This window comes from Mucilaginibacter sp. OK283, assembly GCF_900110415.1.
GTDB lineage: Bacteria > Bacteroidota > Bacteroidia > Sphingobacteriales > Sphingobacteriaceae > Mucilaginibacter.
This window is the reverse complement of record NZ_FODR01000001.1, coordinates 720,689-741,738: the sequence shown is the minus strand read 5'-3', so window position 1 is coordinate 741,738 and position 21,050 is coordinate 720,689. Positions and strand designations below refer to the sequence as shown.

Here is a 21,050-nt window from a genome sequence, read left to right as displayed (position 1 = left end):
TTGATTCTTGATCCCAAATCGCCTGCAACGGTCTTGATACTTGATACTTACTACTTGATACTATTCTGCTTTTAAGCTTTTCACCGGGTTCATTAGTGCTGCTTTTATAGCCTGGAAACTTACGGTAAACAGGGCCACTATTACTGCCAATACACCGGCCAGGGCAAACATCCACCAGCTAATGGTTACGCGGTATTCAAAATCCTGCAGCCATTTGCTCATGCCCCACCAGGCCAAAGGTGTGGCTATTACAAAGGCGATGATCACCAGCTTTAAAAAATCTGTCGATAGCAATTGCACTATGCCGGTTACGCTTGCACCTAATACTTTACGGATCCCTATCTCTTTGCTGCGCTGCTCGGCACTAAAAGCTGCCAGGCCGAAGAGGCCAAGACATGATATCACAATAGCCACCATCGTAAATGAATTGATGATTTGCGATAGCATGATCTCGGTTTCGTATTGTTTTTGAACCTCGGTATCCAGGAAAGTATATTCAAATGGCACCTCGGGGAAATCTTTACGCCAAACTGCCGATATTTTATCAAGCAACGCTTTATAATTACTGCTGCCTACCGATACCAGCATGCAATTAAAATAGCCGGGATCGTTTTGGTAAACCATCATAAAGGGCCGTACCTCGCTGTGCAGGGAATTGTAATTAAAGTTTTTCATTACGCCCGCTATCTCAACAAAGGTGGCTGGTTTGCCATCATATTGGGAGTACAGCCTGGTGCCGGGTGCTTTTTGCACATCCAGGCCAAGGCGTTTGGCCAAAGTTTCATTGATCAATACGCGGTTGGTATCGTTCAGCCTGAAATCGCGGCCGCTTATTAAGTTTACGCCATTGGCTTTTACAAAATGTTCGTCGGTATTAATGTTTTGGGCATCAACAGCGGCAGCCATGTTGCCACCTGCCAGGAAAACGCCGTGATCATGCGGTACAAATTGCCCTAAATAGTTATCCGCATTATTTACCGCTTTTACTTCCGAGAGTTCTTTAAGATCATTGGTAAAAGCAGCCATCTTTTTCTGCGAGGCTTCGGTGTAAAAATTGAAGATTAGCTTTTGATTTTTATCAAAGCCAAGATCTTTATTCTTGATGTAGTTTAGTTGGCTATAGATAACAATGATACCTGTAACCAAAACTATAGATAAAACAAATTGGAAAACAACCAGCGATTTACGAATGCCGGTTGCCGAAACCTGGTTGGTAAAATTCCCCTTGATCACTTTAATTGCTTCGAAAGCCGACAGGTAAAATGCAGGATAGCTGCCCGCCACCAAACCGGTAACCGCTATAAGGCTTAACAGCATTATCCAGATTTTGTAATTACTAAAAAAATCTAATTGGATATTAGCCCTGGTAACCTGGTTAAGGTAAGGCATTAGCAATATAAGCAGCGGCAATGCAATGGCAACACCTATAAAAGCCAGCAGGAACGATTCGCCTAAAAACTGTTTGATTAAATCGCCTTTGCCTGCGCCTATCACTTTGCGTACACCAACTTCCTTGGCGCGTTTTGAGGCGCGGGCGGTGGATAAGTTCATGAAGTTGATACAGGCAATTACCTGGATCATTACGGCAATTAATATCAGCAGGAATAAAAACGAAGGGTCGAGGGTTTTACTCAGTTCGTTTTCAAAACCTGGGGTGGTGTGAATACTGTTTACCGGCTGCAGGTGTAATACCTTTTTCATGCCGATAGCTTTTAGCTGTTGGGCCGCATATTTATTCAAAAATTCGGGCAGCTTTTTTTCCAGTGCTACGGCGCTGGCATCGGGCCTTAATTTAATGTAGGCATACAGGAAGTTGTTGCCGGCCCAGGCATCATTCTGCCGTACCGATTCGCCAAAGCCACCGCTGTTCAACGCTATGTACATATTGCCATGAATGTGCGATTTGCCCAGGCTTTCATCAACCACGCCCATAACCTTATAATCGTGTTTGCCGAAGGAGTTATCAATAGATATCATTTTTCCAACTGCATTCTCGTTACCAAATAGCTTGTCGGCCACGGGTTTGAACAGCACTATAGAATATGGCTCGGTTAAAGCATTGGTAGCGCTGCCATTCACAAAGTGGTAGCTGAATACGTCGAAGAATGTAGAATCTACAAACAGCGCATCCTTCTCATAAAACGACTTTTCTTTGTAACGCAGCAGGTGTTGTTTAGCACCAAACTTTTCGGTAGTTACCACACGGGTAAATTGCTTTACCTCGGCAAAGTCATTCCGCATAGCCGGGGTTATCGGCGGCGAACTTGCCCCACTATGATGTTTATCGCCGGTCAGCTCCAGGTCGGTAGTCACCCGGTAAATATTTTCGACACCGTTATGCTGTTTATCATAACTATACTGGTCCTGAACGTACAATAAAATATACAGGCAACACAAAGTACCCGTAGCCAGGCCTATAATGTTGATGAAACTAAAGGTTTTGTTTTTTAACAAAAACCTCCACGCTGTTTTTAAATAACTCTTGATCATAGTTTATTGGTTCACTGGTTCATTAGTTCATTGGTGCATTGTCATTAGTCACTGGTCATTAGTCATTAGTGCGTCTGGCAGCCAATGACTAATGACAGCGAAGCGAAATGACCAATGACTGATCTATTCCGCTTTCAAACTCTTCACCGGGTTCATTAACGCGGCTTTGATGCTTTGGTAACTCACGGTACAAATAGCAATTACAATGGCCATTATCCCCGCCAGGGCAAACATCCACCAACTGATGCTAATGCGGTTGCTGGGGTTAAAATCCTGCAGCCATTTGTTCATGGCCCACCAGGATATGGGGGACGCTATCAGTATGGCTATAAATACCAGCTTAACAAAATCGAGCGAGAGCAGGCGGGTAATGTTGGCTATGCTTGCGCCGAGCACCTTCCGGATGCCTATTTCGCGGCTGCGTTGTTCGGCCATGAAAGCAGCCAGGGCAAACAGGCCAAGGCATGCTATGATAATAGCCAGCATAGTAAAGCTGGTAAATATGCGGCCCATGCGCTGCACATCGGCATACATGTTGGCAAATTGCTCGTCCATAAAACTATAGCGGATGGGCTGGTTTGGCGAGAAGCTTTTCCATACCGCATTTATCTGCGCCAAAGTACCTTTTACGTCGTCGGTTTTAATTTTTACCGATACTATAGACGGACTATTACCCAGGTGCATCACCAACGGGTCAAGCGAGCCCTTTAGCGTTTCAAAATTAAAATCCTTTACCACGCCAATAATGGGCACAGGCGCGCCGTAATTGCTTATTTTTTTGCCGATGGGGTTTCTAAGGCCTAATTTTTGGGCCATGGTTTGGTTAATGATAACCGCTTGCGAATCGGTTTTTAGTTTAGGGTTAAAATCCCGGCCGGCTACTATAGTCATGCCCAGAGTTTTTATATAATCGGCATCAACATCCCAAAACTGGCCGCCCGTACCGGCTTCCAATTTCTGTTTACCCTCATTATGAAACTCATTGCCGTTGCGCTTGGTACCCGATACGGGTAAAAAATCGCTCACGGTGGCGCTTTTTACTGCCGATAGCTTTAGTAATTCGTTTTTGAAGTTTTGCACTTCGCCCTCCAGCGTTTGCGTGCCCTGTATCATCAGCACCTGGTCTTTTTCAAAACCTACCTTTTTATTCAGTATATAATGCATCTGGTTATAAATAACCACCGTGCTGATAATTAATATAATGGATGTAGTGAACTGAAAAATCACCAGCCCGTTGCGTAAAAAAGAGCTTTTGCTGCCCGCAACCAGCTTGCCCTTCAGCACTTCAACCGGTTTAAAGCCGGAGAGGTAGAATGCGGGGTAAACGCCGGCCAGTATGCCAACTACTACCGCGGCAGCCATTATAGTGGGCATAAACCACCAGTGCTGCCACGGTATGGTTAATGTTTTTGCTGCAAGCGTATTAAAATAAGGCATTAATAATGCCGCCAAAATAATGGCTATAATAAAGGATATAAAGCTGTAAATTAATGACTCGGTTAAAAACTGGCTGATCAGCCCGCTGCGTTGCGAACCTACCACCTTACGTAGGCCTACCTCCTTTGCCCTGTTGGCAGATTTTGCTGTGGCCAGGTTAATAAAATTGATACAGGCTATCACTAATATAAAGCCTGCTACCGCCCCAAACAACCACACAAAACGGATATCGCCGTGCGAAACGCCATCACGGATATCATAAGAGTATAGGTTGATATCTTTGATGTTTTGCAAAAACATAGTTAAAGCACCGGCAATCCTATCCGCGTTTTTATCGCCACCCCTTCTCATATCAGGTATGTAATAGCCTTGTATTATGCCATCGGTTATCTTTTTATTTAACGCGTTAACATCTGCGCCCGGCTTAAGTAGTACATAAACATCGTAATTGCTGGCGCCCCAGGTTTCCTGCTCGCCATCCCAAAATTTAATACCGGTAAGGGTAAGCAAAAAGTTATAATGCAGGTGCGTTGTTGCGGGGAAATCCTGCATTACCGCACCAATTTTATAGGGCCTGCTTTTGTTATTGTTCAGGTACATCACCTTGCCAACCGGGTTTTGGCCAGGGAAATATTTATCGGCTTTACTTTTTGATATCACCATGGTTTGCGGCTCGGTAAGGGCGTGTGCCAGATCGCCATACACCATGGGCACTTTTAGCATCTCCAATAACGACTGATCGGCGTACGCAAAACCATCCTCATGGGTGTTTTCTACGCCATCGGCACGTTTCAACTCGTTGCTGCCGGCTCCCCAAAACAGGGAGTTTGGCATCAAACGGCCCGATTTTTCTATCTCCGGGAAGTCGTTTTTTAAGGTCTTGGCCATAACTGCAGGCCATGAAGTGCCTTTTTCATGTATGGCATCTATATTATAGGCACCCACAACCCGGTAAATCCTATCGGCATCCGGGTAGTTTTTATCAAAGCTAACTTCGTCCCGGATATATAAGGCAATTAATAAACAGGCGGCAATACTAAAAGCAAAGCCCCCAATTTTAATAGCCGCGTACATTTTTTGCTTTTGTAATTGCCTTAACGCAACTTTTAAATAATTTTTAATCATACCGATATTAATTAAAATTGAACTTCTTTTATTCGATTTATAGCGTTCTTTATAGGCCGGCAAATAAGGTGGCATCACCCTGGTGTTTTCGCCGGCCATCGTATCTTCAGGTTTTATATTTTGCAGAATTCTTTCAAATAACAAGGAACTATTAGTTGTGGTATCCTCTTTTTCATCCCGCCACCAGTCAAAAATTAACATCAGGGAGGTTTTTAGTTTTGGATTTTCCATTAACAGCCTATCCAGTTCGCGTAATTCCGCTGCCGATGCCTCGTTAGCCAGTTTTTTTGTCGCCAGTTGCCAAACGTGTTCCTCTATATCCATAGCTTACAGGTAGATAAATTATGATACCAGGTTATATCCTACTAATTACATAGAATAAAATATGTGCCATTTATTTAAACAGCAGTAAATCAGTCGTTTGTATCGATCTAAATATGCCGGGTGTTCGAATACGAACATCTGGTGTTCGGTTTTATACGGAAGGTTGAGCTATACAGTACAGATTTGAGGAAAATTATCATAAATTAGCTTAAGTATCAGTCACCTATCTTTATATGCAAAAAATCATACTCCTCATTTTCCTTCTTTTTGCCGAAACCGCCTTCGCCCAAAAAACTTACATCCAATGCGGAAAACTGATCGACGGGACCTCGCCGGCAGCGCAAACACAAATAACTATAGTTGTCGAGGGTAAAACCATTGTCGATATTCAAAAAGGGTATACATCAGGAACCGCTACAGACAAGGTTATTAACCTGCAAAACAAAACGGTAATGCCGGGGCTAATTGATTGCCATGTACATCTTGAATCTCAATTTAATAAAAATTCAGCTATCCAGGGTTTTACATTAACTGATGCCGATATTGCTTACCAGGCATCAGTATTTGCCAAACGCACCCTGATGGCTGGCTTTACCACCGTGCGCGACCTGGGCGGCACCGGCGTAAATATCAGCCTGCGTAAAGCAATAAGGCAGGGGCTGGTTGATGGGCCCAGGGTAATAACTGCCGGCAGGGCAATATCAGCGAGCGGCGGCCATATGGATCCATCGGATGGGTTTAGGGACGATGCTTTTAACCACCGCCCGGGGCCTGATGAAGGCGTAGCCGATGGTAAGGACGAATTGATAAAAGCGGTAAGGCTTCAATTTAAACGCGGATCCGACGTAATCAAAATAGCATCTACCGGTGGTGTACTGGATTTAAGCGAGGATGGGTCGGGCGCACAGTTCAGTATCGACGAAATAAAGGCTGTTGTAGAAACAGCCAAAGATTATGGCCTTAAAGTGGCTTGTCATGCCCATGGCGCCGAGGGCATACGAAGGGCTATACTGGGTGGCGTAACCTCGATAGAGCATGGCACTTTTATGGATGATGAAGATATTAAACTGGCCAAACAATACGGCACCTGGTACGTACCCACCATCATCGCCGGAAAGTCGGTTGCCGATTCGGCCCGGATGCCGGGATATTTTCCGCCGGTAATTGCCCGTAAAGCCCTTGAAATAGGGCCCCAGATACAACAAACGTTTACCAAAGCTTATAAAGCCGGGGTAAAAATTGCCTTTGGCACCGATGCCGGAGTATACGCGCACGGTAAAAACTACATCGAATTTCAGTATATGGTTGAGGGTGGCATGACGCCCATGGAAGCCATAAAGTCGGCAACAGGCAGCGCCGCCGATCTGTTGGGAATGAGCTCAAAAATAGGCAGCATAGCCAGCGGGAAATCGGCTGATATTGTTGCGGTTGACGGCGACCCTTTACTTGATATAAAAGCGATGAAAAACGTAAGCTTTATCATGAAAGAGGGAAAAATATACAGCTTATAATGGTAAATAAATTCTTATAGCGGTAACATTAATGTTTGCCGCGCGTCTTACGTGCGTTAAAGGGCAAAACTTTTTGCCCCCGGCGGGCGTATTCATTTTATAACACGCCCGCAGCTGTTTGTTTACCATTTTTCATATATGACTGATTTGAAACTATTATCTACACTAGTGCTCTCCGCGGCTTTGTCTGCCACGTTTACATCATCCCAGGCCCAGCAAGTGGCCCAACCCGAAGATCCCGCCCTTAAAATTTACCGCGAAACACCCCGTAAGGTTAACGATTTGGTGCACACCAAGCTGGATGTCAGGTTCGATTACAAAAAACGCTACATGTACGGCAAGGAATGGGTTACGTTAAAACCACATTTTTATCCTACCGATACACTCCGTTTGGATGCCAAAGGCATGGACTTAAAAACAATTGCCGTCGTAAAAAACGGTAAAAACGTGCCGCTGAAGTTTACTTATCAGGATAGCCTGACCGTGGCCATTAAACTGGATAAAGTTTACCGCAACAACGAAAGCTATACTGTTTACATTGATTACACTGCCAAACCCAATGAGCTTAAAGTAAAAGGCAGCGCAGCTATTAACGATGCCAAAGGTTTATATTTTATTAACCCGGATGGTACCGAAAAGGATAAGCCAATCCAGATATGGACGCAGGGCGAAACCGAAAGCTCATCGGCATGGTTTCCTACCATTGATAAACCAAGCCAAAAAACTACCGAAGAGATTAGCATGACCGTGCTATCCAAATACGTAACCTTATCAAATGGCAAACTGGTATCGCAAAAAAACAACGCCGATGGCACCCGCACCGATACCTGGAAACAAGATTTGCCGCACTCCCCGTACCTGTTTATGATGGCGGTTGGCGATTTTAAGATATTTAAGGATAAATGGCGCAACAAAGAGGTAAACTACTACCTGGAGCCTAAGTACGCGCCATACGCTAAAGAAATTTTCGGGATGACACCCGAAGCTATCGAGTTTTACTCCAAAACTTTGGGGGTAGATTATCCCTGGTATAAGTACTCGCAAATTGTGGTTCGCGATTATGTAAGCGGTGCTATGGAAAACACCTCGGCTACCCTGCATGGCGCTTATGTGCAAGGCACCCACCGCGAACTGTTAGATGCTTACTATGACGATGGCCGCAGCACCATCGTGCATGAGCTTTTTCACCAATGGTTTGGTGATTATGTGACTGCCGAAAGCTGGAGCAACCTAACGGTAAACGAATCATTTGCCAACTTTAGCGAAACCCTTTGGGCCGAACATAAATACGGCCATGATGTAGCCGACGAACATAACTATATTGATATGCAAAACTACTTCCGGTCGCCAGATGGACGTACCAAAAACCTGGTGCGCTTTCATTATGTCGATAAGGAGGATGTATTTGATGTGGTTACCTATCAAAAAGGCGGTCGCATATTAAATATGCTGCGCAACTATTTAGGCAACGAAGCTTTTTATAAAGGTCTGAATATTTACCTGACCACCAATGCCTTTAAAAATGGCGAAGCCCAGCAATTGCGCTTAGCCCTTGAACAAGCCAGCGGACTTGATTTGAATTGGTTTTTTAACCAATGGTATTATGGTGCAGGCCATCCTATACTGGACATTAGCTATAAATGGGACGATGCTACCAAAACACAAACTGTTTACCTCCAGCAAAGCCAGGATGGGCAGATATTTAAACTGCCAATGGCCATTGATATTTACACAGGCGGCAAAAAAACACGTCATAAAGTTTGGATGAACAATCAAAACGATACCCTTACCTTCAAGCTGGACTCAAAACCCGACCTGGTAAATGTCGACGGTGATAAAATATTGCTGACTAAAAAGACTGACCATAAAACTTTGCAGGAATTTGCTTTCCAGTATTTTAACGCGCCGCTTTACCTGGATAGATTGGAAGCCATTAATGCAGCTGCCGATAAGCAAAGCGAAAAAGACGCGCAAAAAGTTCTGATTGCAGCATTGAACGATAAATATTATGGATTGCGGGATAAAGCCATCCGCACAATTAAGCTGGATAATGATGCCATCCGCAATGCGGCACAGCCTATTTTGGCCAGGTTGGCGCAAACAGATGATAATACATTGGTGCAGGCCCAGGCCATTGCCGCGTTGGGCAGCCTTAAAGCGTCTGGTAATATGAATTTGTTTAAACAGGCACTAAGCAGGCAGTCATATGCTGTACAGGGTGCTGCATTAAACGCTATTAATTTGCTCGACCCGGCGTTGGCTATGAACCTGGCAAAAAATTATGAAGCCGATAACAAGGGCGGCCTTACTGCAGCCATGATGAATGTTTACGCTACCAGCGGCACGGATGCCCAATGGACATTTGTTTACAAGCAATTTGACGAAGCTGCACCGCAGGCTAAATATAATGCCCTCGATAAATTTAGCGCCATGGCAGGCCGTGTTCAAAAACCAGAGTACGCCCAGCAAGGGATCAGTCAGATTAAAGATTTTGGCATAAAATATAAACCACAGGGTATTGCCGATCCCGCTATCAAATTTATAACCGACATTAAAGAAAAGCGTGCGCAGATGCATGATGATGCAACTGTTAAAGTTGCGGACGATGCTATTAAACAGATCAACGACGCTAAATAGATGTGCAGATTTCAGATTTCAAATGTGCATATGAAGAGAATTTGAAAATTTGGTAATTTGAAGATTTGAAAATGAAAAAAGATAGATTTTAAATTAAAAGAAAAAGCCTGGGAGATTTCAAATCTTCCGGGCTTTTTCTTTACTGGCTTAAAATATGATGTGCTTTACCCACCTTTAACCCTTCGCCTTTAACCTTTCACCTAAAATTAGCAGTATTGCTCAAAAGCGCCAATCAGGTTATCGGCAATCATTTGGGCAGGGCGGCCCTCAATTTGGTAGCGCTCAATAATGTGTACCAGTTTACCATCTTTAAACAATGCCATAGCTGGTGACGACGGAGGGTAAGGCAACATATAGTTACGTGCGGCGTCTACGGCTTCTTTTTCCATACCTGCAAAAACAGTAACTAATTTGTCGGGATGTTTTTCATTTGCGGCAGCAATCCTGGCGGCTGGGCGGGCATTTGCGGCAGCGCAACCACATACCGAGTTTACCATTACAAATACAGTACCTTCGCTTTCAATAGCGTTTTTTACCGCCTCGGCATCTTTCAACTCCTCAAAACCAACCCTGGTTAAATCTTCCCGCATTGGGGCAACTAAATATTCTGGATACATGGTATGTTTATTTTTTTAAATTTTATCAACTACAAAAATAACAAATGATTAATAGTTTCCGTTTAAAAAACGCAATAATAACAATGTACTGACGATGTAGCTTTATTATAACCATCAGGCCGTAAGGCGTTTGTTTATAATGGCTATTGATTTGTTCGATGTTATCGTTATATTGCCAACCCTAATTTATGATTTTGATGAAACAAAAGACATCTGATATCAGTACCGTTGTTGTTATTAATAAAAACCAGCAGCCTACACGGTCTTTACAAATTAAAACAAAACACCTTAATAATCTTAAACATTACGCGCTTGGCATCCTGTCGGTTGTGCTGGTTTTGGTAGGAGGTATTATTTATTTAAGATGGCAAAACCAGCAACAGGAAGTTGAAAAACAGGCGCTAATGGCCCAGATTGTAAAATTAAAAGGCGCCGTACCTGCGCAGGTTGCAGCGCCGGCCGAGGCTAAACAAGGCAGCGCGCAAAGTTATATTCAATCGATAGAAGGTAAGCTTAAAACAATCAATGATTACCTGCGCCGTCGGGGCATAAAAGGCTTTAGCACCAAAGGGCTTGGCGGCGATAACGACGCCGAAGGCAAAAAGCTAAATGATGGCGAAGTATACTCGTTGTACAATGACTACCTTAACCACCTGATGGGTACCATTGCTTTTACCCCCATGGGTTACCCGCGCATCAGCTCATTCACCTCCTTTTTTGGCTACCGCAGCGATCCTTTCGATAGCGCAAGCGCCGAGTTTCATCCCGGGATTGATTTTAAGGGCAAACGTGGCGACGAGGTGAAATGTACTGCCAGCGGCAAGGTTGTTTTTGCCGGCTGGGCCGGCGGTTATGGCAACTGCATCCGCATTCAGCATATTAACGATATCCAGACCGTTTATGGGCACCTGTCTAAGATAAAAGTAAAAGTAGGACAGGAAGTAAACCTGGGCGATGAGATCGGGCTTGTTGGCTCAACTGGCCACTCAACGGGTGCACACCTGCACTACGAAGTGCGCAGGCACGGCAAACCCGTAAATCCGGTTAATTTTTTAACACCTAATAAGTAGTAGCAAGAAGTTAGTAGTAAGTATCAAGACAGTGTTGTCGTACTTGCTATTTAATACTAAACTATAAATAACAGTGGAAGGTAGCAAAGTAAAAAAGCTGCGGTCTTTATACTTGCTACTAACTACTTGATACTAAAAAACTATGGCTATTTTCGGTAAAAAAGACAAAGTATCGCTCGACCTGCAATCGATATCAACCCTCATTAGCGAAGGCTGCGAAATTGGCGGTAATTTTAAAGCCCCGGCGTTTGCCCGTATTGACGGACAGGTAACCGGCGACGTTACTGTTGACGAAGGTATTATCCTTGGCGAAAAAGGCGTTGTCAATGGCAATATCAATACCAAAGAGATTGTGGTTTACGGTACAGTTACCGGCGATATCCAGACCTCATCCCTTGAAATACGGTCCACCGGCAAAATCACCGGCACCATAACCACCCAAACCCTTTTGGTTGAAACCGGCGGCGTTTATAATGGGTTGCTGAGCATGGGGGTAGTGGAGAAGTAGTAGCGTCGTCTATCCCCAATGTCATTTCCTTTGGTCTTAAAGATGTGTACACACAGTAGCTCTCGAGAGGGGCGGAGGGGTGTGTTAATGAATTGATGATAAACGCCGGTTAACACACCCCTGCCATCGCTCAATCCGGCGCGCCCCTCCTATGTTTGTTGTCATAATATAAGCAAATAAATTTGCATTATGAAGTGAGAAGGAATGAGAGCAGAGTGTGCCCCAAACAACCATTAAGGTATGTTGAGAGAGAGATGCTGCCTCATTCCTTTTTACTCTTTGGAGTTTGAACAGAATGTAAGGAATATTGCTTTGCGATATATCCAGGATATCCGGCAGGAGAAAAGACGAAGAAGAGTTTTCACTTTAATATTATTCATATTAAAGCACAGTGATGACAAACATTTTAAAACAGGTAGTAGGTATTGATGTAGCACAGGATGAGCTGGTAGTATCCCTTGGCAGAATGGACCAAAATGTGCAAATAACCATTTATGCATTCAAGCAATTTGCCAATAAGCTATCCGGCTTCAAGGAGCTTGAAAAATGGGTTAAAAAGCATACGGATCAACAGGTAACCGTACGTTATGTAATGGAAGCTACAGGTATTTACCACGAGAAGCTGGCTTATTACTTAACAGACCAGGGACATGAAGTAAGTATAGTGCTACCCAACAAGATCAGTAACTATATGCGCACGCTGGATACCAAAACAGTAACCGATAAAACCGCATCTCAGGCAATTTGCCAGTTCGGCCTGGAAAGAAAACATGAAGTATGGCAGCAACCTAAAAAGATTTTTCGTGACCTTAAACAACTTACACGTGAACGTGACCAGATCATTGCAGAACGTACAGTAAGTAAGAACCAGCTACATGCCGAACAAGCTGAAGCTTTTCCGAATGATAAAAGTATAAGCAGGCTTAAGCAACGCATTCAGTTATGTAACAGTCAGGAAAAAGAGATCAAAGAAGATATAGCGGCCATTATTAAACAGGATAAAGAGCTGGCTGAGCGGATAACTAATGTAGCTACTATACCCGGAGTAGGTAAACTTACGGTAGTAATATGCATTGCGGAAACCAACGGATTTGATCTTGTTGAAAACAAAAGACAGGTTACCAGCTATGGAGGGCTGGATGTTGAGGAGAAAGAATCAGGCACATCAGTAAAGAAGAAACCGAAGATTTCCAAAAAAGGAAACCGGCATTTACGTAAAGCAATGCATATGCCTGCGTTAACCGCCATAAGATACGATGACCGGTTTAGAGCAATATATGCCAGGCTTGTATCAAAACACGGCATCAAAATGAAAGCCGCAGTAGCAATACAGCGAAGACTATTGGAACTGATATATACTTTGTGGAAAACAAACGAGAAATATGAGAAAAACCATATCCATCAATCCATTGAAAACACTCAAGTCGTATAAAGGGTTAGGGCAGCCATTAATAATGAACTGCCCTAAACAGGCTGGCATAAAGCCGCCTTAAGAAAACAAAATTAAAAATTATTTGATAATTAACACAGAATCTCTCTAGAGGGGAACAAAAAAGCAGCGACGCAATCATGCGTCTTAACGATGCTTCAGGGCTCCCCAATGGCGCCGTCTCAGCAAGTAAAACTTACAGCTGCAGTGCAAGCTGATCGCCTGGCCCGGCCTCTTTTTCTTCCCGTTGTTTCGGCACAATATCACCAAAATTCGATAGCGAAATCCCCAGCAACCGGATGCGGGTATTGTCGTCTGGATTGGTGGCCGCCATCAATTGTTTTGCCGTATTACTTATCGTCTCCAAATCATTAAAAGCCGTGGTGAATGATTGGTTTCGGGTGATTTGTTTAAAATCGCTGTATTTTACTTTGAGGGTGAGCGTGCGGCCTTTTAGTTCATATTTAAGCAAACGATTGTGAACCACCTGTGCAATTTTATCCAATTCGGCTTCCATTTCGGGCAGGGTGGTAAGGTCATAAGCGAAAGTGTCCTCTGCACCTAACGATTTGGTTTCGCGGTGGGGTTGTACTTCCCGATTATCAATGCCCCGTACTATCTGGTAGTAAAAGCGGCCGGGCTTGCCAAAATGCCGTACCATTTCATCCTCGGTTAGTTTTTTAAGGTCGGCGCCGGTATGCAGGCCCATCTGCTTCATTTTTTGAGCGGTGACTTTGCCTACACCAAAAAACTTTTCTACCGGCAATTGCTCCATAAAGCTTTCTATGCTTGATGGGCCAATAAACTTCAATCCATCGGGCTTGTTAATGTCCGAAGCAATTTTGGCTACAAATTTATTGATGGATACACCGGCGGATGCCGTAAGGTTAAGTTCATCCTTTATTGCTTGTTTTATTTGTTTGGCTATGTCAATTGCCGAGCCGATGTTGAGCTTATCGTTGGTAACGTCGAGGTAGGCTTCATCTAAAGATAATGGTTCAATCAGGTCGGTATACCGGCTGAAGATCTCCCTGATGTGTTGCGATACTTCTTTATATGCAGCAAACCTTGGCCGCACAAACAGGGCATCGGGGCAAAGCTGTAATGCCCTTTTGGACGACATTGCCGAGCGCACCCCAAACTTACGCGCCTCGTAACTCGCCGTAGCCACTACCCCACCCCGCCCCTGTGGTAAACCACCGACTACCAGCGGCTTGCCACGATATTCAGGAAAATCCCGCTGCTCAACCGATGCGTAAAATGCATCCATATCAATATGGATAATTTTGCGGATGATTTGTGTGGGTTGGTTTTGCATGGATACTTTTGTGGGCGGTTATACAGAGGTATTCCAAATGTAAATATAGCAAATAGTAATTTTTACTGGTCTTGTTGCTGCCTGAGTTGGCGGCAGGCCGACGGACTCAATTTTATAACTCAGATAGTTTTTAAGTTAAGAACGAGGATTAATACTATCTTTAAACATTCAATTATACCTTCATGAAAAGACGCTCTTTTGTAAAATCAACCCTAATGGGTGCTGTAACTGCAACCGTTTTACCCGCTGTAAGCAACGCCAATGCCATGCATACCGAAGTACCGATAGAAGAATATTATGAACTCCGGGTTTATAATTTAAAAGACGCAAGCCAGCAAAATTTGGTGGAAGATTATTTGCAAAATGCATTAATACCAGCGTTAAATCGTCATACCATCAAACGGGCCGGTGTATTTACCGAGCTAAAGCCCGAAGGGCAAACTAAAGTATTTGTACTTATCCCTTATGTTTCTCCCTCCCAAATTGATAGGGTTCAAAACCTGATTAGCGGCGATAAAGACTATATTGCCAAAGCCGCTGCTTACCTTAATGCGCCTGTCACTGCGCCTGCTTATGACCGTATAGAAAGTTCCCTTTTAAAAGCATTTCCTCATACGATACTCGCTACGGCCTCCGAAAAGAAGCCGCGTATTTTTGAATTACGCCAGTACCAGAGCGCCAGCGAAGCCGCAGGTAAAAAAAAGATAGAAATGTTTACCGGCCAGGGCGAAATAGATATTTTTAAACGCCTTGGTTTCAACCCTGTTTTCTGGGGCGAAACTGTGATTGGTCCCCAGCGGCCCAACCTTACCTACATGATCACCTTTGATGACCTGCCCGCTAAAGATGCCCATTGGAAAGCCTTCGGCAGCGACGCTCAATGGAAAAAAATAAGCAGCGTGCCCGAATATGCGGATGCCCTGCTTGTCAGCAAAATAACATCAACTATGCTGGTGCCTACGGCTTATTCGCAGATATAGACAGCCTTAAGCTACCTAAATTTGAAATTTGCCCCCAAGTTACTGTGTGTGTGTGCATCTTTATACGAGATAGTAATTTTGAAAAGCCACTCCGTTAGGAGTGAAATGTCGGTAGAATAATTAAGCCCCCCTTTTTTTCGTGCCGTAGGTACGGAACTAACCGCCCAGTTTGGCTATTCATTTATCAATGCTCATTTGACTTGAAAAGTTCAATAGTGACGTACCTACGGCACGGGAAGATATTTTTGATCTATTTCTACCGACATTAAACCCCGCTGGGGTTTTTCCAAAACATAAATACATAGTATCCACCCCGAGAGGCGATCTCCCTTAAGCTTTTTCCATAGCTTTTAATACTGAGATAGGTGGCCCTTAATGGCATACAAGAATTCTTGATAAATATTGCTGCAACTTGGTAGCGTCTACGAGGCATTGCACCTTTGTTTAGCAGATATTAGGCCCCCCGCAGAGGCTACCAGGTTGTAGAACAAAATGATCAAATGTATCTTTTGCCCCATAGGGCTATCCTTCTATCACTATATCTCCGGGGCGTTTATTCATAACTGTATTTAGGATTGCTAAAAACAGCCTTAATACATAAACTACCAGTTTAAAAAAAATTAACTGGTTGAAAACAATTTTGTCATTCAATAGTAATCATTAATCAATCGATTAACGATTTAGCCCTAACCTTCTTTGACTAATCAATCGTTTGATTAATTTTGTGCCGTTAAAACAATGGACAAAGATAAAATAGACAAAAAAGACCACATTCTTGACGTCGCCGAACGCGTGTTTGCCGACTATGGATTTGATGGAGCTTCTACCCGGACAATTTCGGGCGAGGCCGGTGTGAATATGGCTATGCTCAATTACTATTTCGGTTCAAAGGAAGGTCTTTTCCTGGCAATCTTTGAGCGTAAGATCTCGTCGTTCCGCACACTGCTTCAAAATATAGGTAATGACGACAGCATGACCGCGTGGTGCAAGCTTGATAAATGTATTGACAATTACGTAGAGCGCATTATTGTGAACAACTGCTTTCAAAAGCTCATCAGCCGCGAAATATCGATGAACAAACGCTGGGGGCTTACCGATAAGATCATCGAAATATTGATGGTAAATGTTGTCGAGATCAGGAAGATAATTGAAGAGGGCGTTAATAATGGCAGTTTTTATAAAGACATTGATGTTCCCATGGTGATAGCAACCATATTCGGCACCAAAAATTACGTCATCAATATGCCGCAGTTATCATCCCTGATATTAGGCCATGATGTTCGCGATGAAAAATTTATGGAAGAAGAGCTGAAGCCCAGGATTAAAGCATATATGAAAAGACTTTTAAAAGCTTATTTAGTAAATGAACATGACAACTCAAAATAATAAAACCAACCACCTTAAACTGTTGAAACATACAGTTAGCGCGTTTTGGAGGTATGGTACCGCCTTCGCGGTATCAGGTTTGCTGCTTGCAGGAACAGCTGCTGCCCAGGACCGCACCATCACTTTAGACGAGGCCATTAAGCTGGGCCTTGATAACAGCAAGGTATTAAAATTATCGCAGGCCAAAATTGACCAGGCGGTATCGCAATACAACCAGGCTAAAGACCAGGCTTTGCCAACCGGTAAAGTGAGCTACGGTTACAACCATGCCGAAATACCTGCCAATAAGCTTTCGCTTGGCGAAAGCAGCTTTAATTTACCCAACAGGGCCGATGCTTACTTAGGCATACTATCGTTAAGCGAAGTGCTTTATGCCGGTGGCAAATACAAATATGCCCGCGAATCGACAGATTTACTTACACAGGTTGCCCGTTTGGATGTGGTTAATGATAAAGACCAGATCACCTACGATATCATCAACTCATACTATAACCTATATAAAGTATTGCAAAGCAAAAAAGTAGTAGCGCAAAATTTAACTACTATTGATGCTCAGATCAAACAATCGCAAAGGTTTTTTGAGCAGGGTTTGGTTACCAAAAATGATGTGTTACGGTTTCAGCTGCAACGCTCAAATGTCGAGCTGAATGGCATCGACCTGGAAACCAATCGCCGTATCATCAACTATAGCCTGAATGTTTTGTTAGGCTTGCCCGAAGGTACCCAGCTTAATATAGATCAGATAACCGAGGCTGACAGGCCTGTTGCTCCTTTAAGCAACTACCTTGATTCGGCTTATGCAAGCCGTGTTGAATTGCAGCAGGCAGATTTACATGGCAAAGTTGCCGAAACCAGCATCAAAAACATAAAGGCCAACACATTGCCAACTTTAGCGGCATCAGGAAGCGCCTATTATGTGGATGTAAACTCGAACCCGATTCCTAAAAGCGGGCAGTTTATTACTCCAATATCAGTTGGCTTAACCCTTTCCTGGAACTTTGGCAACCTGTGGACAAACAAAAACAAGGTTACCGAGGCTAAAATTCAGCGCGAGCAGGTAACCATAAACAAAAGCATTACGGTTGACCGCATTAAAAACGAAGTGAACCAGAATTACCAAAACTGGACAATGGCTTTGGATAAAATTAAGCTTTTACAAACTTCGATTGAGCAAGCGGGCGAAAATAATAAGATCCTCGAATCAAAATACAAAAGTAATATAGCATCAGCTACCGATAGGGCCGATGCCGAAACATTGCTTTACCAGGCACAGATAAACCTGGAGTTAGCTAAAGCCGATGCAGGCCTGGCTTACTATACTTTACTAAAATCAACAGGAAAAATTAACAACAAATAATACTTAAACCAGATAATAAGATGGCACAGGCACAAGAAACTCAGGAACAGGAACCAAAAAAGAAACCAAATAAAGTTATCCCTATCATATTAGGTGTATTGCTTGTTGGTGGTATCATTTTCGGTATCAAAGAATACATATACTACGGCAAACACATCGATACAGATGACGCCCAGATTGATGGCGATATAAGCCCGGTAGTAGCCCGCGTAGGCGGATACGTTGATTCTATTTATTTTGAAGAAAACAGCCACGTTACAGCTGGCCAAACTTTGGTAAAAATAGACGACCACGATTACAAAATAAAATTAGAGCAGGCACAGGCAGCACAGGTTGGCGCAAGTGCGGGCATCAATGTTAACCAATCGCAGATTTATGCTACGCAGGCAAATTCGTCAAGTGCAAGGGCGCAGGTTGAATCAAATGCGGCCCGTTTAGATAAAGTGCAGAAAGATTATGCACGTTATGCCAACCTGATAAAGGATGGATCGGTAACACAGCAACAATTTGACCAGGCCAAGGCCGATCTGGATGTGGCAAAAGCTAACCTTAGGGCATCTCAAGACCAATACAAAGCAGCGGTTGAGCAAATTGGCACCACCCGCAGCCAGTTAAAAGTTACCAACACCGGTGTAACCCAGAAACAGGTTGATATTGATTATGCAAAGCTGCAACTAAGCTATACCACTATCAAGGCGCCATCAAGCGGGTTAGCCGCTAAAAAGAGCGTACAGTTGGGTCAGTTGGTACAGGCGGGGCAAACATTGTTTAGCATTGTAAATGATAACAGTTTATTTATAACTGCCAACTTTAAAGAAACACAGCTTACCGACATGAAAAACGGACAAAAAGTTGAAGTTGAGGTTGATGCTTACCCTGATTTAAAAATTGAGGGCGAGGTTTACAATTTTTCGCCGGCAACAGGCGCCAAGTTTTCATTATTGCCCCCTGATAATGCCACCGGTAACTTTGTAAAGGTTGTACAACGCGTACCCGTTAAAATTAAAATAACCGCCGACAAGGCAACTATGGATAAATTACGCCCTGGGATGAGTGTAAGTGTTTCTGTAATTAAATAATAACACAATGGCTGAAACAGGCTTTAGAAAATGGATCATCACGATAACTGTGATCACAGCCTCATTATTGGAGCTGATTGATACCACTATTGTGAACGTTTCGCTGCCCAAAATACAAGGTAACCTTGGCGCAACCCTCGAGGATGTGGCCTGGGTGGTTACCGGGTATGCCGTGGCAAACGTAATTATACTGCCCATGTCGGGCTGGCTGGGCAGCAAATTCGGACGAAAAAACTACTTTATTACGTCGATAATTGTATTTACCATAGCGTCATTTTTATGCGGTAATGCAACCAGCCTTAACGAGCTTGTGCTGTTTCGTATTTTGCAGGGTTTGGCAGGTGGTGGTTTAATATCAACATCACAGGCTATTTTGATAGAAACCTGGCCCCGCGAACAAATTGGCACCGCTACAGCCCTTTTTGGCTTAGGTGCGGTAGTAGGCCCAACCGTAGGGCCAACTATTGGCGGTTATATTACCGAGCACATGAACTGGCGCTGGATATTTTATGTAAATATACCTGTAGGCGCAATGGCCGCTTTTTTAGCCTATACCTATGTTAGGGAAACGCCAAAGGAAGCAAAAGGAAAACCGATAGACTGGTGGGGCATTGCCTTGCTGGCGGTGGCCGTAGGCAGCCTGCAAACTATATTGGAAAAAGGCGAATCGGAAGATTGGTTTGCCACACCTTATATAACGGTGTTAACCATAAGCGCCATTTTAGGTTTAATACTTTTTATATGGCGCGAAATGAGCATCGATTACCCTATTGTTAACTTTTCCATATTGCGGCACCGCAGTTTTGCAGTAGGTATGTTCACCTCGTTCGTACTGGGTTTTGGATTGTACGGCTCGGTGTTTGTGTTCCCGGTATTTTGCCAGAATTTATTGGGGTTTGACGCGCAGCAAACCGGCGAAATTTTGTTTCCCGGCGGGTTATGTACCATTGTAATGATGCCTTTTATAGGTAAAATGCTTAATAAAGGTATCCCGGCCCAGTTTATGGCTACCGCCGGCATGTTCTTGTTTTTTGTGTTTACCACTATGCTCAGCAACTCTACCCTGGCTATGGGTACCCACAATTTCTTTTTACCGTTAATGATACGTGGCGTAGGCATGGCCTTGTTATTTGTGCCCTTAACTACCCTGGCCATTGCCGACCTGAAAGGGCCCGAAGTGGGGCAGGGAACGGGCTTAAACAATATGATGCGCCAGCTTGGCGGTTCATTTGGTATTGCTACGCTAACTACTGTTATTCACATACGCCAGGGCGTACACCGTAACAACCTGTTAACAAATATTACAGCAACCAACCCCGCGCTCATTGACAGGGTTAATAACTCGATACATGCCTTCATGGCCAAAGGGCACTCGTTAATTGATGCTACCCGGATGGCATACGGCGCTATTGAAGGTGCTTTAACCAAACAGGTGCTGTTATTAACTTATGACGATGCTTACTGGATATCGGGCCTGGTAATGTTATTTTCAATCCCGTTGCTATATCTGCAGCCATTCAAGAAATCAAACGCCAAAATGCCGGTAGACGCGCATTAATCTGATACGATAAAAGCCGTTCCACTATTACCTGGAACGGCTTTCCCCAAAAAAAATTAACAATTAAAATTTAATAACTCTCCCCGAGATACAATTGATTTTCAATAAAAAATAAGTGTAATCGAGGTTTGTTTAATCTTAGGCATAAATTTAGAAGTTTTTAATTAACAAACGCAAATTTTATTAAGTAATAAACTGTTATTTATGAAAAAAGCATGAAATTT

The 21,050-nt window shown here is 43.5% G+C and carries 14 protein-coding genes; 10 read left to right on the top strand and 4 right to left on the bottom strand.

The features are described 5' to 3' along the window. Positions 1-60: 60 nt before the first annotated feature. On the bottom strand, positions 61-2,490 hold the full coding sequence (locus BMX56_RS03145; protein ID WP_090640648.1) for an ABC transporter permease: 2,430 nt from the start codon (positions 2,488-2,490) through the stop codon (positions 61-63). Between the two features lie 123 nt (positions 2,491-2,613). Continuing rightward, positions 2,614-5,376 (bottom strand): ABC transporter permease, encoded by a 2,763-nt coding sequence (locus BMX56_RS03140; protein WP_255369756.1) that lies wholly within the window; start codon positions 5,374-5,376, stop codon positions 2,614-2,616. A gap of 233 nt (positions 5,377-5,609) precedes the next feature. On the opposite strand from BMX56_RS03140, the gene BMX56_RS03135 reads away from it, so the two are divergent. Next, positions 5,610-6,887: a metal-dependent hydrolase family protein gene (locus BMX56_RS03135; RefSeq protein WP_090640646.1), complete on the top strand. Its 1,278-nt coding sequence runs from the start codon at positions 5,610-5,612 to the stop codon at positions 6,885-6,887. Positions 6,888-7,025: 138 nt separating this feature from the next. After that, the gene (locus BMX56_RS03130) at positions 7,026-9,524 is read left to right on the top strand and encodes a M1 family metallopeptidase (protein WP_090640643.1); all 2,499 of its coding nucleotides are present in this window, start codon (positions 7,026-7,028) and stop codon (positions 9,522-9,524) included. A 206-nt stretch (positions 9,525-9,730) separates the two neighbouring features. Here the strand turns inward: BMX56_RS03130 and BMX56_RS03125 are convergent, their stop codons facing one another. Continuing rightward, the gene (locus BMX56_RS03125) at positions 9,731-10,141 is read right to left on the bottom strand and encodes a BrxA/BrxB family bacilliredoxin (protein WP_090640641.1); all 411 of its coding nucleotides are present in this window, start codon (positions 10,139-10,141) and stop codon (positions 9,731-9,733) included. A 197-nt stretch (positions 10,142-10,338) separates the two neighbouring features. On the opposite strand from BMX56_RS03125, the gene BMX56_RS03120 reads away from it, so the two are divergent. The 3 genes from BMX56_RS03120 to BMX56_RS03110 all read left to right on the top strand — a co-directional run bounded on the left by BMX56_RS03120 (position 10,339) and on the right by BMX56_RS03110 (position 13,151). Next, positions 10,339-11,211: a M23 family metallopeptidase gene (locus BMX56_RS03120; RefSeq protein ID WP_177183695.1), complete on the top strand. Its 873-nt coding sequence runs from the start codon at positions 10,339-10,341 to the stop codon at positions 11,209-11,211. A 142-nt stretch (positions 11,212-11,353) separates the two neighbouring features. After that, positions 11,354-11,719 carry a bactofilin family protein gene (locus tag BMX56_RS03115; protein ID WP_090640637.1) on the top strand — a complete coding sequence of 122 codons (366 nt, stop codon included), beginning with the start codon at positions 11,354-11,356 and terminating at the stop codon, positions 11,717-11,719. A 394-nt stretch (positions 11,720-12,113) separates the two neighbouring features. Continuing rightward, positions 12,114-13,151, top strand: a complete 1,038-nt coding sequence (locus BMX56_RS03110) for an IS110 family RNA-guided transposase (RefSeq protein ID WP_090640634.1) — start codon at positions 12,114-12,116, stop codon at positions 13,149-13,151. Positions 13,152-13,344: 193 nt separating this feature from the next. Here BMX56_RS03110 and dinB read toward each other — a convergent pair whose 3' ends face one another. Continuing rightward, positions 13,345-14,466: a DNA polymerase IV gene (gene dinB, locus BMX56_RS03105; protein WP_090640632.1), complete on the bottom strand. Its 1,122-nt coding sequence runs from the start codon at positions 14,464-14,466 to the stop codon at positions 13,345-13,347. 182 nt (positions 14,467-14,648) lie between these two features. Between dinB and BMX56_RS03100 the strand changes: the two genes are divergently transcribed. From BMX56_RS03100 to BMX56_RS03080, 5 genes are all read left to right on the top strand, one after another. Then, complete coding sequence (locus BMX56_RS03100) at positions 14,649-15,446, top strand: NIPSNAP family protein (protein ID WP_090640629.1); 798 nt, start codon at positions 14,649-14,651, stop codon at positions 15,444-15,446. A 738-nt stretch (positions 15,447-16,184) separates the two neighbouring features. Then, positions 16,185-16,832: a TetR/AcrR family transcriptional regulator gene (locus tag BMX56_RS03095; RefSeq protein WP_090640624.1), complete on the top strand. Its 648-nt coding sequence runs from the start codon at positions 16,185-16,187 to the stop codon at positions 16,830-16,832. Further along, positions 16,816-18,189: a TolC family protein gene (locus BMX56_RS03090; RefSeq protein ID WP_090640621.1), complete on the top strand. Its 1,374-nt coding sequence runs from the start codon at positions 16,816-16,818 to the stop codon at positions 18,187-18,189. Before BMX56_RS03095 ends, BMX56_RS03090 begins: the two co-directional genes overlap by 17 nt. 20 nt (positions 18,190-18,209) lie before the next feature. Next, positions 18,210-19,268 carry an HlyD family secretion protein gene (locus BMX56_RS03085; RefSeq protein WP_090640617.1) on the top strand — a complete coding sequence of 353 codons (1,059 nt, stop codon included), beginning with the start codon at positions 18,210-18,212 and terminating at the stop codon, positions 19,266-19,268. Positions 19,269-19,275: 7 nt separating this feature from the next. After that, complete coding sequence (locus BMX56_RS03080; protein ID WP_090640615.1) at positions 19,276-20,826, top strand: DHA2 family efflux MFS transporter permease subunit; 1,551 nt, start codon at positions 19,276-19,278, stop codon at positions 20,824-20,826. Positions 20,827-21,050: the final 224 nt, after the last annotated feature.